Raw genomic sequence first — 14363 nt, forward strand, 5'->3', positions numbered from 1 at the left:
TTCCACAGTTGTCCCCATTAGCTGTGGGTGGAGGTGTGGATAACTTGTTTGCGGAAGGCTGGAAGGCGCGTAGATCATAGTGCTGAACGCAATAGATCATATTTCGTACAGTTCTGAATGGTGGGGGAATGTATGGCTGGGAGAGAACCTGCTGCGAGCAAGCCCCCTTGCAGGAGCGAGCTTGCTCGCGATGGAACTCAACGATGACGCAGGGAGCCTGACACCCCGCGGTGCTCTCAGGTTTTTCGCGAGCAGGCTCGCTCCTACAGGGGGGCATTAGCCTTGAACGGGTACGCCTTTGAGGTACGGCGCAGGCTCGGCGCCCAGGTTGCTCAGCAGACGCTCGCTGTACCAATCCACGAAGTTGACCACGCCGAACTCGTAGGTCTTGGAGTACGGGCCAGGCTGGTACGCGGTGGAATTGATGCCGCGCTGGTTTTCTTCCGCCAGGCGACGGTCCTGGTCGTTGGTCGCATCCCATACCTTGCGCATGCGCTCGACGTCGTAGTCCACACCTTCAACCGCGTCCTTGTGCACGATCCACTTGGTGGTGACCATGGTTTCCTGGGCGCTGATCGGCCACACGGTGAACACGATGATGTGGTCACCCATGCAGTGGTTCCAGGAGTGCGGCAGGTGCAGGATGCGCATCGAGCCCAGGTCCGGGTTCTTGATGCGGCCCATGAGCTTGGCGCAGCCCTGTTTGCCGTCCAGGGTCATCGATACGGTGCCCTTGAGCAGCGGCATGCGCACGATGCGGTTACGCAGGCCGAAGCTGGCGTGGGCGTAAGGGATCTTCTCGGCTTCCCAGGCGGCGGCGGAGGCGGCTACGTGGTCCTTGAACGCCTGGTCGGCGCGCGGGTCGGTGACGTCGTCCCACTCCAGCAGGGTTTTCAGCAGTTCCGGGTGCGACGCGTTGCAGTGGTAGCACTCGCGGTTGTTTTCCAGTACCAGCTTCCAGTTGGCCTTTTCCATCAAGGTGGTGGTGATCGCCACCTTGGTGTTTTCCATGTCGTACGGTTCCATGTAATGGCTGAGCGTCGACAGGAAGTCATCGATGGCCGGCGGATTTTCCGCCAGGCTGATGAAGATGTAGCCACCGGCGGTCTTCACGTTCACCGGCTTGAGGCCGTACTGCTTCATGTCGAAGTCGGCGCCCATCTCGGTACCGGCGAACAGCAGGCGACCATCCAGTTCGTAGGTCCACTGGTGGTAATGGCAGACCAGCTTGGCCACCTTGCCCTTTTCGCTGGTGCACAGGCGTGAGCCACGGTGGCGACAGACGTTGTGGAAAGCATGCACTACGCCCTCGGCGCCACGAATCACGATGATCGGGTTCTTGCCGACCTGCAGGGTCAGGTAGTTGCCCTTGGCAGGGATTTCGCAGGTCATGCCGGCGATCAACCACTCTTTCTGAAAGATTTCCTGCATGTCGATATCAAACAGGCGGTCGTCGGAGTAAAACGGCTGCGGCAGCGAGAACGTGCGCTCGCGCTCTTGCAACATCTGCGCGGTGGCCTTGCGTGCGGGTTCCAGCGGATCGCCCAGGCTCAGGGTAGTAGTGACGTCCATCGATTTAGTCCTCATGGCCATTCTGTGTGGCCGGCGAATTGTGGCTACGGTTGTGCGACGCAAGACAAAAAACAGCAGTTATCTGTTGAGGCGAGTGTGGGGCCGGCGCTGGCCAGAACCTTATCCATGGGCGACATGGTGCAATCTGTTCCCGACGCGCAAGCCCCGGTAGTTGGGGGCTGGTCGCGATAAGCATGTGAATGTCGCAGATAGGTAAACGGGTGGTTCGTGCTATACGCAGAATCGCCAACATGAAGGCCGACAGTCGGCCGTGGAGATCAGCATGTCCAACAACTTCCTGAACCCGGTAACCACCCAGACCTGGGCCAATGGTCGACACATCGTCCGTTGCGTCAAAGTCATCCAGGAAACCTGGGACGTGCGCACCTTTTGCTTCATGGCCGACCAGCCGATCATGTTCTTTTTCAAGCCGGGGCAGTTCGTCACCCTGGAACTGGAAATCGAAGGCGAGCCGATCATGCGCTCGTACACCATTTCCAGCTCGCCGTCGGTACCCTACAGCTTTTCCGTGACCATCAAGCGCGTGCCGGGTGGGCGGGTTTCCAACTGGCTGCATGACACCCTGCACGAAGGCCAGGAACTGGCGGTGCACGGACCGGTCGGGCTGTTCAATGCCATCGATTTTCCCAGCCCTAAAGTGCTGTACCTCAGCGGTGGCGTGGGGATCACACCATGCATGTCCATGGCGCGCTGGTTCTACGACACCAACGCCAACGTCGACATGACGTTTATCCACAGCGCCCGTTCACCCAAGGACATCATTTACCACCGCGAGCTGGAACACATGGCGTCGCGAATCGATAACTTCAGCCTGCACCTGATTTGCGAGAAGCATGGCCTGGGCGAGCCATGGGCTGGTTATCGCGGCTACCTGAACCACAAGATGCTGGAACTGATGGTGCCGGACTTCCTTGAGCGCGAAGTATTCTGCTGCGGCCCGACGCCGTACATGAACGCGGTCAAGCGTTTGCTGGAGAACGCCGGCTTCGACATGAAGCGTTACCACGAGGAGTCCTTTGGTGCGACGCCACCGGAAGCCCGCGCCGATGCTGTAGAGCAGGCCGAACAGGCTGCCGACGCGCCGCAAGTTGATGTGGCGGATCTGCATCAGGTGGAGTTCACGGCGTCCGGCAAGAGCATTCGTGTGGCGCCGGGCGAGACTGTGCATGCGGCGGCGGCGAAGGTTGGGCTGATGATTCCGAAAGCTTGCGGGATGGGGATTTGCGGCACCTGCAAGGTGTTGAAGCTGGGTGGCGAAGTGGAGATGGAACACAACGGCGGTATTACCGAGGAAGACGAAGCCGAAGGGTTCATCCTGTCGTGCTGCAGTGTGCCGAAGGGCGATGTGCGTATCGATTTCTAACGGTCACGCAATAACCCCTGTTGGAGCGAGCCTGCTCGCGATGAACCTGAGAACGCCGCGGGGTGTCAGGTTGCCAGCGTTATCGTTGACGTCCATCGCGAGCAGGCTCGCTCCTACAGGGGAGGGTGTTTAGTCGATAAACAAGTCTGTCATGAGTTTGTCGCTGCTGTCCGGCGCGAAGCGATAGTGCTCGAACTCGGTCACACCGCTTTCCCGCAGTATTTCCTCATCAATCAACAAACGGCCGGTCAGGCTGCGGTTTGTGCTGTTCAGAATGACGTGGGCCGCATCCGCCATGATCGCAGGCGTACGCGCATGTTTGAACGACTCCCTCGACCCCAACTGAAACTCAATAGCGGCGGTGGCAATCATGGTCTGCGGCCATAGCGAATTGACGCTGATGCCGTAGTTCTTGAATTCCTCACTCATGCCCAACGTCAGCATGCTCATGCCGTACTTGGTGACGGTGTACGGGCTGTATTGGGCGAACCATTTGGTCGCGAGATTCAGTGGCGGGGACAGGTTGAGGATGTGGCCGTTGGACTTCTTCAGGTACGGCAGCGCCGCCTGACTGCACAGCAGCACGGCACGGGTGTTGATCTGGTGCATCAGGTCGAAACGCTTGAGTTCGAGGTGTTGAACCCCGGTCAGCTTGATTGCCCCGGCGTTGTTGACCAGCGCATCAATGCCGCCGAAATGTTCGTTGGCCTGGGCCAATGCCTGATGCACGCCATCTTCATCGCGCACATCCACCTGCAAGGCCAATGCCTTGCCGCCTGCGGCCTCGACTTCCTGGGCGACGCTGAATATCGTCCCGGGTAGCTTGGGATGCGGCGAGGCACTTTTGGCCGCAATCACGATATTCGCCCCGTCGCGCGCAGCTCGCAGCGCGATCTCTCGGCCGATGCCACGGCTGGCGCCGGTGATGAACAGGGTTTTGCCTTGCAATGACATGCTGACGCTCCTGATTATTTTTATGTGAGCACGGGCTCGACAAACAATGTAGACGAAGTCTTTCAGGAGCAGTGGCGGGGGAACGGTTGTGGCGAGGGGGCTTGCCCCCGTTGGCCTGCGAAGCAGGCCCAAACCCTGAGAATGCGAGCAGCCAGACAGACCAGCATTTGCTGGTTTACGACGGCTGCGCCGCCGAACGGGGGCAAGCCCCCTCGCCACAGGGGATTGCGGTTATGCCATGACTTCACGGATATCCCGCGCTAATTCACGCACGCGCTCTTCCTCGGTGTCCCACGAGCACATGAAGCGTGCGCCGCCGTTGCCGATGAAGGTGTAGAAACGCCAGCCCTTGGCGGTCAGTGCGGCGATGGCCGGTTCCGAAAGTTGCAGGAACACGCCATTGGCCTGTACCGGGAACATCAGTTCCACGCCTGGAATGTCGCTCACCAGTTCGGCCAGCAATTGTGCGCAGTGGTTGGCGTGCTGGGCATATTTGAGCCAGGCGCCGTTTTCCAGAATCCCGACCCAAGGCGCCGACAGGAAGCGCATTTTCGACGCCAGTTGCCCGGCCTGTTTGCAGCGGTAGTCGAAGTCTTCGGCCAGTTTGTGGTTGAAGAACAGGATTGCTTCGCCCACTGCCATGCCGTTTTTCGTACCACCGAAGCACAGTACATCGACGCCGGCCTTCCAGGTCAGGTCCGCCGGTGTGCAGCCGAGGAACGCGCAGGCGTTGGAGAAGCGCGCGCCATCCATGTGCAGGTTCAGGCCCAGTTCTTTGCAGGTGGCGCTGATGGCGCGGATTTCGTCCGGGGTATAGACGCTGCCAACTTCGGTGGCCTGGGTCAGGGTCACCACGCGGGGTTTGGGGTAGTGGATATCCTGGCGCTTGAGGGCGACCTCGCGGATCGAATCCGGGGTCAGCTTGCCGTTCTCGGTACGGGCGATGAGCAGTTTGGAACCGTTGGAGAAAAATTCCGGGGCGCCGCACTCGTCGGTTTCGACGTGAGCCGTTTCCGAGCAGATCACGCTATGGTAACTCTGGCACAGTGACGACAGCGCCAACGAGTTGGCAGCCGTACCGTTGAACGCGAAGAACACCTCGCAATCAGTCTCGAACAACTTGCGGAAGTCATCGGACGCGCGGGCGGTCCATTCGTCGTCGCCATAAGCGCGCTGGTGGCCATGGTTGGCCTGTTCCATGGCGGCCCAGGCTTCAGGGCAAATGCCGGAATAGTTGTCGCTGGCGAATTGTTGGCTCTTATCGGTCATGGCCTGCTTCCGTGGTCGAGACGCCTATGGTGAAGTGTCTCGTGGTCAATGATGGTGCGCACTTTACCCAAGATCGTCAGGAGAGCACACGGGATGTTGCTTTCAAGAAAATACACAGTCAAAGGACGATTATGCACGCGACTCTGCACTTAAAGCAGCGCGACGGAGCACTGGATCTGCTCAAGTGGCTGGCGCTGTTGAGCATGGTGCTCGATCACCTGCGATATGTCGGTTACTCCGTCGATTTGTTGTATGTGCCGGGGCGGTTGGCGTTTCCTTGGTTTTGCCTGGCGATGGCCGCCAATCTTGCGCGAAAGCCTGCCGTGGAGAATGGTGGGCAATGGCGCTATCTGGGTTGGTTGTTGCTGTTTAGCGCCGTGAGCGAAATTCCCTACCGGATGTTCATACCCGAGCACGACACGTTGAACGTAATGCCCACCCTGGTCCTTGGCCTGTTGGTGGCGCGCGGCTGGCAGCAGCCGACACTGCATTCCCGATTGCTGGCAGCCGTCGCCTTGTTGCTGGCGGCGCTGTTCACGCAAAAAGTGATGTTCGGTTTCTTTGGGGTTTTGTTGCCATTGACGCTGTTGCTGGTGATTCGTCGCCCCTGGTATTACGCGCTGCTGCCGGGGCTGGTTTGTCTGGCGGCCAATCAATGGCAGGTGTTGTATTACGCCGTGCGGCTGGGCAACAGTGCGGCCATACCCGCCATCGTCACTTGTCTGATTGCGCCATGGCTGGGGCTGTTCTTGTTGCGACACATCAAAGACGTAAAACCACCACCGATGCGCCGCTGGGCCTATGCGCTGTATCCCGCGCATTTCCTTATTTTGTTGGCGTTGCGCCTGCTGATTGCTTGACCTCCTTTGACCCTGTGGGAGCGGGCTTGCTCGCGAAGCAGGCACCTCGGTGTTTCAGACAGACCGTGTCATCGTTCTTCGCGAGCAAGCCCGCTCCCACAGGGGACTCCTGTTGATTTGGGGATTGTGTTCGGCCTGCCATTTCAGTCCATGTCGTAAACGCACCTTTGCGTGGCGCCCGTAGGCATTTGACCACTTGAAGCCGGCCATACCATCGCTATCAAAGGGCACTGCCGAAAAGCCAGGGCCTCACCGAGACGAAAGGCGCACCGCCGCCGCTGGGAGAGACGCGATGTTCAGCAAGCAAGACCAGATCCAGGGTTACGACGATGCACTGCTGGCGGCGATGAATGCCGAGGAGCAACGTCAGGAAGATCACATCGAGCTGATCGCGTCAGAGAACTACACCAGCAAGCGCGTCATGCAAGCCCAAGGCAGTGGCCTGACCAACAAATACGCCGAAGGCTATCCGGGCAAGCGCTACTACGGTGGCTGCGAGCACGTGGACAAGGTTGAAGCCCTGGCCATCGAACGCGCCAAGCAACTGTTCGGCGCCGATTACGCCAACGTCCAGCCGCACTCCGGTTCCTCGGCCAACAGCGCCGTGTACCTGGCGCTGCTGCAAGCCGGCGACACCATACTGGGCATGAGCCTGGCCCACGGCGGTCACTTGACCCACGGCGCCAAAGTGTCGTCCTCGGGCAAGCTGTACAACCCCGTGCAGTACGGCATCGACACCAAGACCGGCCTGATCGATTACGACGAAGTTGAGCGTCTGGCCGTCGAATGCCAACCGAAGATGATCGTTGCCGGTTTCTCGGCTTACTCCAAGACGCTGGACTTCCCGCGCTTCCGTCAGATCGCCGACAAGGTCGGGGCGCTGCTGTTCGTCGACATGGCCCACGTAGCCGGTCTGGTCGCCGCCGGTCTGTACCCGAACCCGCTGCCCTACGCCGACGTGGTCACCACCACCACTCACAAGACCCTGCGCGGTCCACGTGGCGGCCTGATCCTGTGCAAGTCCAACGAAGAAATCGAGAAGAAACTCAACGCTGCAGTGTTCCCCGGCGCCCAAGGCGGCCCGCTGATGCACGTGATCGCCGGTAAGGCGGTGTGCTTCAAGGAAGCGCTGGAACCAGGCTTCAAGGTCTACCAACAGCAAGTGATCGACAACGCCCAAGCCATGGCCGGCGTGTTTATCAAACGCGGCTACGATGTAGTGTCCGGCGGCACCGACAACCACCTGTTCCTGGTCAGCCTGATCCGTCAGGGCCTCACCGGCAAAGAGGCGGATGCAGCCCTGGGTCGCGCCCATATCACCGTGAACAAGAACGCCGTGCCGAACGACCCGCAGTCGCCGTTCGTGACCTCCGGCCTGCGCATCGGCACCCCGGCGGTGACCACGCGCGGCTTCAAGGTGGCCCAGTGCGTCACGCTGGCCGGCTGGATCTGCGACATCCTCGACAACCTCGGCGACGCCGATGTCGAGGCCAATGTCGCCGAGCAGGTTTCGGCCCTGTGCGCGGACTTCCCGGTTTATCGCTGAGTGCGGTTTTGGAGTAAATGACTATGCAACGCTACTCGGGCTTCGGCCTCTTCAAACACTCCCTCAGCCACCACGAAAACTGGCAGCGCATGTGGCGCACACCGACCCCGAAAAAGGTCTACGACGTGGTCATCGTCGGCGGTGGCGGGCATGGTCTGGCGACCGCCTACTACCTGGCCAAGGAGCACGGCATCACCAACGTGGCAGTGGTCGAGAAAGGCTGGCTGGGCGGCGGTAACACCGCGCGCAACACCACCATCGTTCGCTCCAACTACCTGTGGGACGAGTCGGCGCACCTGTACGAACACGCGATGAAACTGTGGGAAGGGCTGTCCCAGGACCTCAACTACAACGTGATGTTCTCCCAGCGCGGTGTCTACAACCTGTGCCACACCCTGCAAGACATTCGTGATTCCGAGCGTCGGGTCACCGCCAACCGCCTCAACGGCGTGGACGGTGAACTGCTCGATGCCAAACAAGTGGCCGACGAGATTCCATACCTCGACTGCTCCAAGAACACCCGCTACCCGGTGATGGGCGCCACCGTCCAGCGTCGCGGCGGCGTGGCCCGTCACGATGCCGTGGCGTGGGGCTTTGCCCGTGCCGCCGACGCCTTGGGCGTGGACTTGATCCAGCAGACCGAAGTGATCGGTTTCCGCAAGGAAAACGGCGTGTGCATCGGCGTTGAAACCAACAAGGGGTTCATCGGCGCCAAGCGCGTCGGCGTGGTCACGGCCGGTAACTCCGGGCACATGGCCAAGCTCGCCGGTTTCCGCCTGCCGATCGAATCCCACCCGCTGCAAGCGCTGGTGTCCGAGCCGATCAAACCGATTATCGACAGCGTGATCATGTCCAACGCCGTGCACGGTTACATCAGCCAGTCCGACAAGGGCGACCTGGTGATCGGCGCCGGTATCGACGGCTATAACGGCTACGGCCAGCGTGGTTCGTACCCGGTGATCGAACACACCATCCAGGCCATCGTCGAGATGTTCCCGGTGCTGTCGCGCGTACGCATGAACCGTCAGTGGGGCGGCATCGTCGACACCACGCCGGATGCGTGCCCGATCATCTCGAAAACCCCGGTACCGAACATGTTTTTCAACTGCGGTTGGGGCACCGGCGGCTTCAAGGCAACACCTGGCTCGGGCAACGTATTTGCCGCGAGCCTGGCCAAGGGTGAAATGCACCCATTGGCCGCACCTTTCTCAATCGACCGTTTCCACAACGGTGCGTTGATCGATGAACACGGCGCTGCGGCCGTCGCCCACTAACAGGAGAAATTTCCTATGTTGCATATCTTCTGTCCTCACTGCGGCGAACTGCGCTCCGAAGAGGAATTCCACGCATCCGGCCAGGCGCACATCCCGCGTCCACTGGACCCGAACAGCTGCACCGACGAGGAGTGGGGCGACTACATGTTCTTCCGCGATAACCCGCGCGGTCTGCATCACGAGTTGTGGATTCACGCCGCCGGTTGCCGTCAGTACTTCAACGCCACCCGCGACACCGTGACCTACGAGATTCTCGAAACCTACAAGATCGGCACCAAGCCACAATTCACCGACAAGACCGATAGCCCGAAAGCGGCCAGCACGGCTCTGGGAGAGAAGGTATGAGCCAGACCAATCGCCTGTCCAACGGCGGACGGATCGACCGCAATAAAGTCCTGACTTTTACCTTCAACGGCCAGAGCTACAAAGGCTTCGAGGGCGACTCGCTGGCCGCGGCCCTGCTGGCCAACGGCGTCGACATCATCGGTCGCAGCTTCAAGTATTCCCGTCCACGCGGCATCTTCGCCGCCGGTGCTGAAGAGCCGAACGCGGTGCTGCAGATCGGCGCCACCGAAGCCACCCAGATCCCGAACGTACGCGCCACGCAACAGGCGCTGTACCAGGGTTTGGTCGCTACCAGCACCAACGGCTGGCCAAGCGTGAACAATGACATGATGGGCATTCTCGGCAAGGTCGGCGGCAAGCTGATGCCACCGGGCTTCTACTACAAAACCTTCATGTACCCGCAATCGTTCTGGATGACCTACGAGAAGTACATTCGTAAGGCTGCCGGTCTTGGCCGCTCGCCGACCGAGAACGACCCGGACACTTACGACTACATGAACCAGCACTGCGACGTGCTGATCGTCGGCGCCGGCCCTGCAGGCCTGGCTGCGGCACTGGCGGCTGCCCGCAGCGGTGCCCGTGTGATCCTCGCCGATGAGCAGGAAGAGTTCGGCGGCAGCCTGCTCGACTCCCGCGAAAGCCTCGACGGCAAGCCGGCGATCGAATGGGTTGCCGGTGTTATCGCCGAGCTCAAGGACACTCCGGACGTGTTGCTGCTGCCACGCGCCACGGTCAACGGTTACCACGACCACAACTTCCTGACCATTCACGAGCGCCTGACCGATCACCTCGGCGACCGCGCTCCGATTGGCCAGGTGCGTCAGCGCATCCACCGTGTTCGCGCCAAACGTGTCGTACTCGCGACCGGCGCCCATGAGCGTCCATTGGTCTACGGCAACAACGACGTGCCGGGCAACATGCTGGCCGGTGCTGTCTCGACTTACGTGCGCCGTTACGGCGTGGCACCGGGCAAAAAGCTGGTCTTGACCACCAACAACGATCACGCCTACCGCGTCGCGCTGGATTGGCTCGATGCCAGCCTGCAAGTGGTAGCGATCGCCGATGCCCGCAGCAACCCGCGCGGTGCGCTGGTGGAAGAAGCACGCGCCAAAGGCATCCGCATCCTTACCGGCAGCGCCGTGATCGAGGCCCGTGGCAGCAAGCACGTCACCGCTGCCCGCGTTGCCGCCATTGATGTGAAGGGACACAAAGTCACCAGTCCTGGCGAATGGCTCGACTGCGACCTGATCGCCAGTTCCGGCGGTTACAGCCCGGTGGTTCACCTGGCTTCGCACTTGGGCGGCAAGCCGACCTGGCGTGAAGACATCCTCGGTTTCGTTCCGGGCGAAGCACCGCAGAAACGTGTGTGCGTCGGTGGCATCAACGGCGTCTACGGCCTGGGCGATTCACTGGCCGATGGTTTTGAAGGCGGTGTGCGCGCGGCCAGCGAAGCTGGTTTCGGCGTGGTCGAAGCGACTTTGCCGAAAGCCTTGTCGCGTCTGGAAGAGCCAACTCTGGCGCTGTTCCAGGTGCCCCATGAAAAGAACACCGCTCGTGCGCCGAAGCAATTCGTCGACCTGCAGAACGACGTCACCGCCGCCGCCATCGAACTGGCGACCCGCGAAGGATTCGAGTCGGTCGAGCACGTCAAGCGCTACACCGCACTGGGCTTCGGCACCGACCAAGGCAAGCTCGGCAACGTCAACGGTCTGGCCATTGCCGCCCGTTCGCTGAACGTGACCATCCCGCAGATGGGCACCACCATGTTCCGCCCGAACTACACGCCGGTGACCTTCGGCGCCGTGGCCGGTCGTCACTGTGGGCACATTTTTGAGCCGGTGCGTTTCACCGCACTGCATCACTGGCACCTGAAAAACGGCGCCGAGTTCGAAGACGTCGGCCAGTGGAAGCGTCCGTGGTACTTCCCGAAATCCGGTGAAGACATGCACGCGGCGGTCAAGCGCGAATGCAAGGCCGTGCGCGACAGCGTCGGCCTGCTGGATGCTTCGACCCTGGGCAAGATCGACATTCAGGGCCCGGATGCGCGCGAGTTCCTCAACCGCATCTACACCAACGCCTGGACCAAACTCGACGTGGGCAAGGCGCGTTACGGCCTGATGTGCAAAGAAGACGGCATGGTGTTCGACGACGGCGTGACGGCCTGCCTGGCCGACAACCACTTCGTGATGACCACCACCACCGGCGGCGCTGCGCGTGTGCTGCAATGGCTGGAAATCTACCAGCAGACCGAGTGGCCGGATCTGAAGGTGTACTTCACCTCCGTGACCGATCATTGGGCAACCATGACCCTGTCCGGGCCGAACAGCCGCAAGCTGCTCAGCGAAGTCACCGATATCGATTTGAGCAACGAAGCCTTCCCGTTCATGACCTGGAAAGAAGGCTTGGTCGGTGGCGTGCCGGCGCGGGTGTTCCGGATTTCGTTTACCGGCGAGCTGTCGTACGAAGTCAACGTGCAGGCGGACTATGCGATGGGCGTTCTCGAGAAAATCGTCGATGCCGGCAAGAAGTACAACCTGACCCCTTATGGCACCGAAACCATGCACGTCCTGCGGGCGGAGAAGGGCTTCATCATCGTCGGCCAGGACACCGACGGCTCGATGACCCCGGACGACCTGAACATGGGCTGGTGTGTAGGTCGCACCAAACCGTTCTCGTGGATCGGCCAGCGTGGCATGAACCGTGAAGACTGCGTGCGTGATCAGCGTAAGCAACTGGTTGGCCTCAAGCCGATCGATCCGGACAAATGGCTGCCGGAAGGTGCGCAACTGGTGTTCAACACCAAGCAGGCGATCCCGATGACCATGGTCGGCCACGTGACTTCCAGCTACGCGCACAACTCCCTTGGCTATTCGTTTGCCATGGGCGTGGTGAAGGGCGGGCTGAGCCGCATGGGTGAGCGGGTGTTCGCACCGTTGGCCGATGGCAGCGTGATCGAGGCGGAGATCGTTTCTTCGGTGTTCTTCGATCCGAAAGGTGAACGCCAGAACGTGTGATGACCTCGGGCCCTGTGGTGTGCTGGCTGCCGCTTTCGCGAGCAAGCCCGCTCCCACAGGGGGAACGCGGTCGAATGTGGGAGCGGGCTTGCTCGCGAAAGCGGCGGAACAGCCACCACAAGGACCGGAACCAACAGAATTCAGGAAAGGTGCTTTATGACCGCAGCCAATGTTTACCAACAACGTCCAACCACCGAGGCCAAGGCCGAGTCGTCGCTGCATCACGCCGACCTCGCCAGCCTGGTGGGCAAGGGACGTAAAAACGCCGGTGTGACGGTGCGCGAGAAAAAACTCCTGGGTCACCTGACCCTCCGTGGCGATGGTCACGATGCCGCGTTCGCCGCCGGTGTGCACAAGGCACTTGGCATCGAGTTGCCGGGTGCCCTGACTGTCATCGTCAAGGGCGAAACCAGTCTGCAGTGGATGGGCCCGGATGAGTGGCTGCTGATCGTGCCGTCCGGAGAAGAGTTCGTCGCCGAGCAAAAGCTGCGTGAGGCGCTGGGTGACCTGCACATCCAGATCGTCAACGTCAGCGGCGGCCAGCAGATCCTCGAACTGCGCGGCCCGAACGTGCGCCAGGTGCTGATGAAATCCACCAGCTATGACGTGCACCCCAACAACTTTCCGGTGGGCAAGGCTGTGGGTACGGTGTTCGCCAAGTCGCAACTGGTCATCCGCCACACCGCCGAAGACACCTGGGAGCTGCTGATCCGTCGCAGCTTCTCGGATTACTGGTGGTTGTGGTTGCAGGATGCTTCGGCTGAGTACGGGCTTAGCGTTCAGGCCTGAAAAAGCCACCCCCTCACCCCAGCCCTCTCCCCCAAGGGGGAGAGGGGGAAAGGGAGCCGATCGGTGTCGTGGTCAAAACCTGAGTTCGACTCGGTATTTCAGGTCGATGTAACTCGAAAGAACACCTCGGTCAGTCCCCTCTCCCCCAAGGGGGAGAGGGGGAAAGGAAGCCGATCGGTGTCGTGGTCAAAGCCTGAGTTCGACTCGGTGTTTCAGGTCGATGTAACTCGAAAGAACACCTCGGTCAGTCCCCTCTCCCTCACGGGGGGAGGGGAACGGGAGCCAATTTATGGTGTTGTTGCGATCTACATTCACCTTCGAAATTTCAGGTCGATGTAGCTCGAAAGACACTTCGGTCAGTCCCCTCTCCCTCCGGGAGAGGGCTAGGGTGAGGGTAGCAATGCCCCTGATACCCAACACAAGAACAGGAGTCACCGCACTATGAGCCGCGCCCCAGACACATGGATCCTGACCGCCGACTGCCCCAGCGTCCTCGGCACCGTGGACGCGGTAACCCGCTTTCTGTTCGAGCAGGACTGCTACGTCACCGAACACCATTCCTTCGATGACCGGCTCTCGGCCCGTTTCTTCATTCGAGTGGAATTTCGCCAACCAGACGGTTTCGATGAACAGTCGTTCCGCGCGGGTTTGGCTGAACGTGGCGAAGCCTTTGGCATGATCTTCGAACTGACTCCGCCACATCACCGACCCAAAGTCGTGATCATGGTCTCCAAGGCCGACCACTGCCTCAACGACTTGCTCTACCGCCAGCGCATCGGCCAATTGTCGATGGACGTGGCCGCCGTGGTCTCCAATCACCCGGACCTCAAGCCGTTGGCCGACTGGCACCAGATTCCTTACTACCACTTCCCGCTGGACCCGAACGACAAGCCGTCCCAGGAACGTCAGGTCTTGCAGGTGATCGAGGAATCCGGCGCCGAACTGGTGATCCTTGCCCGCTACATGCAGGTCCTGTCCCCGGAGCTGTGCCGCAAACTCGACGGCAAGGCGATCAACATCCACCACTCCCTGCTGCCCGGCTTCAAGGGCGCCAAGCCCTATCACCAGGCCTACAACAAGGGCGTGAAACTGGTCGGCGCCACCGCGCATTACATCAACAACGACCTGGATGAGGGGCCAATCATTGCCCAGGGCGTGGAGGTGGTGGATCACAGTCACTACCCGGAAGACTTGATCGCCAAGGGCCGGGACATTGAAGGACTGACATTGGCCAGAGCGGTGGGTTATCACATTGAGCGCAGGGTGTTTTTGAACGCCAATCGCACGGTCGTTCTTTAGATCGCCATCGCTGGCAGGCCAGCTCCCACAGGGTTTGGGTTGTTCACAAATCCAGTG

11 protein-coding genes are annotated in these 14363 nt (G+C 60.6%); 8 read left to right on the forward strand and 3 right to left on the reverse strand.

Annotation, left to right across the window (positions count from 1 at the left end; all coding sequences use genetic code 11):
* Positions 1 to 276: 276 nt before the first annotated feature.
* Positions 277 to 1572 carry a glycine-betaine demethylase subunit GbcA gene (gbcA, locus tag KW839_RS05780; RefSeq protein WP_060542333.1) on the reverse strand — a complete coding sequence of 432 codons (1296 nt, stop codon included), beginning with the start codon at positions 1570 to 1572 and terminating at the stop codon, positions 277 to 279.
* A gap of 283 nt (positions 1573 to 1855) precedes the next feature.
* Between gbcA and gbcB the strand changes: the two genes are divergently transcribed.
* A complete protein-coding gene (gbcB, locus tag KW839_RS05785) occupies positions 1856 to 2956 on the forward strand; it encodes a glycine-betaine demethylase subunit GbcB (RefSeq protein WP_218423686.1) in 1101 nt (366 codons plus the stop codon).
* Between the two features lie 129 nt (positions 2957 to 3085).
* On the opposite strand, the gene KW839_RS05790 is transcribed toward gbcB, so the two are convergent.
* Positions 3086 to 3910, reverse strand: a complete 825-nt coding sequence (locus KW839_RS05790; RefSeq protein WP_060542331.1) for an NAD(P)-dependent oxidoreductase — start codon at positions 3908 to 3910, stop codon at positions 3086 to 3088.
* 231 nt (positions 3911 to 4141) lie between these two features.
* Positions 4142 to 5179 (reverse strand): low specificity L-threonine aldolase, encoded by a 1038-nt coding sequence (locus tag KW839_RS05795; protein WP_060542330.1) that lies wholly within the window; start codon positions 5177 to 5179, stop codon positions 4142 to 4144.
* A gap of 131 nt (positions 5180 to 5310) precedes the next feature.
* Between KW839_RS05795 and KW839_RS05800 the strand changes: the two genes are divergently transcribed.
* The 7 genes from KW839_RS05800 (at position 5311) to purU (ending at position 14306) form a co-directional block, all read left to right on the forward strand.
* The gene (locus tag KW839_RS05800) at positions 5311 to 6039 is read left to right on the forward strand and encodes a TraX family protein (protein WP_256352543.1); all 729 of its coding nucleotides are present in this window, start codon (positions 5311 to 5313) and stop codon (positions 6037 to 6039) included.
* A 292-nt stretch (positions 6040 to 6331) separates the two neighbouring features.
* Positions 6332 to 7585, forward strand: coding sequence for a serine hydroxymethyltransferase (glyA, locus tag KW839_RS05805; protein WP_218423687.1), 1254 nt, complete (start codon positions 6332 to 6334; stop codon positions 7583 to 7585).
* A 23-nt stretch (positions 7586 to 7608) separates the two neighbouring features.
* On the forward strand, positions 7609 to 8859 hold the full coding sequence (locus KW839_RS05810; RefSeq protein WP_218423688.1) for a sarcosine oxidase subunit beta: 1251 nt from the start codon (positions 7609 to 7611) through the stop codon (positions 8857 to 8859).
* A gap of 15 nt (positions 8860 to 8874) precedes the next feature.
* Positions 8875 to 9204 (forward strand): sarcosine oxidase subunit delta, encoded by a 330-nt coding sequence (locus KW839_RS05815; RefSeq protein ID WP_047534309.1) that lies wholly within the window; start codon positions 8875 to 8877, stop codon positions 9202 to 9204.
* Positions 9201 to 12218 carry a sarcosine oxidase subunit alpha gene (locus KW839_RS05820; RefSeq protein WP_060542327.1) on the forward strand — a complete coding sequence of 1006 codons (3018 nt, stop codon included), beginning with the start codon at positions 9201 to 9203 and terminating at the stop codon, positions 12216 to 12218. Before KW839_RS05815 ends, KW839_RS05820 begins: the two co-directional genes overlap by 4 nt.
* A gap of 156 nt (positions 12219 to 12374) precedes the next feature.
* A complete protein-coding gene (locus KW839_RS05825; RefSeq protein ID WP_060542326.1) occupies positions 12375 to 13007 on the forward strand; it encodes a sarcosine oxidase subunit gamma in 633 nt (210 codons plus the stop codon).
* 441 nt (positions 13008 to 13448) lie between these two features.
* On the forward strand, positions 13449 to 14306 hold the full coding sequence (purU, locus tag KW839_RS05830; RefSeq protein ID WP_060542325.1) for a formyltetrahydrofolate deformylase: 858 nt from the start codon (positions 13449 to 13451) through the stop codon (positions 14304 to 14306).
* Positions 14307 to 14363 lie beyond the last annotated feature (57 nt).

This window comes from Pseudomonas sp. PDM31, from assembly GCF_019218965.1.
Lineage (GTDB): Bacteria > Pseudomonadota > Gammaproteobacteria > Pseudomonadales > Pseudomonadaceae > Aquipseudomonas.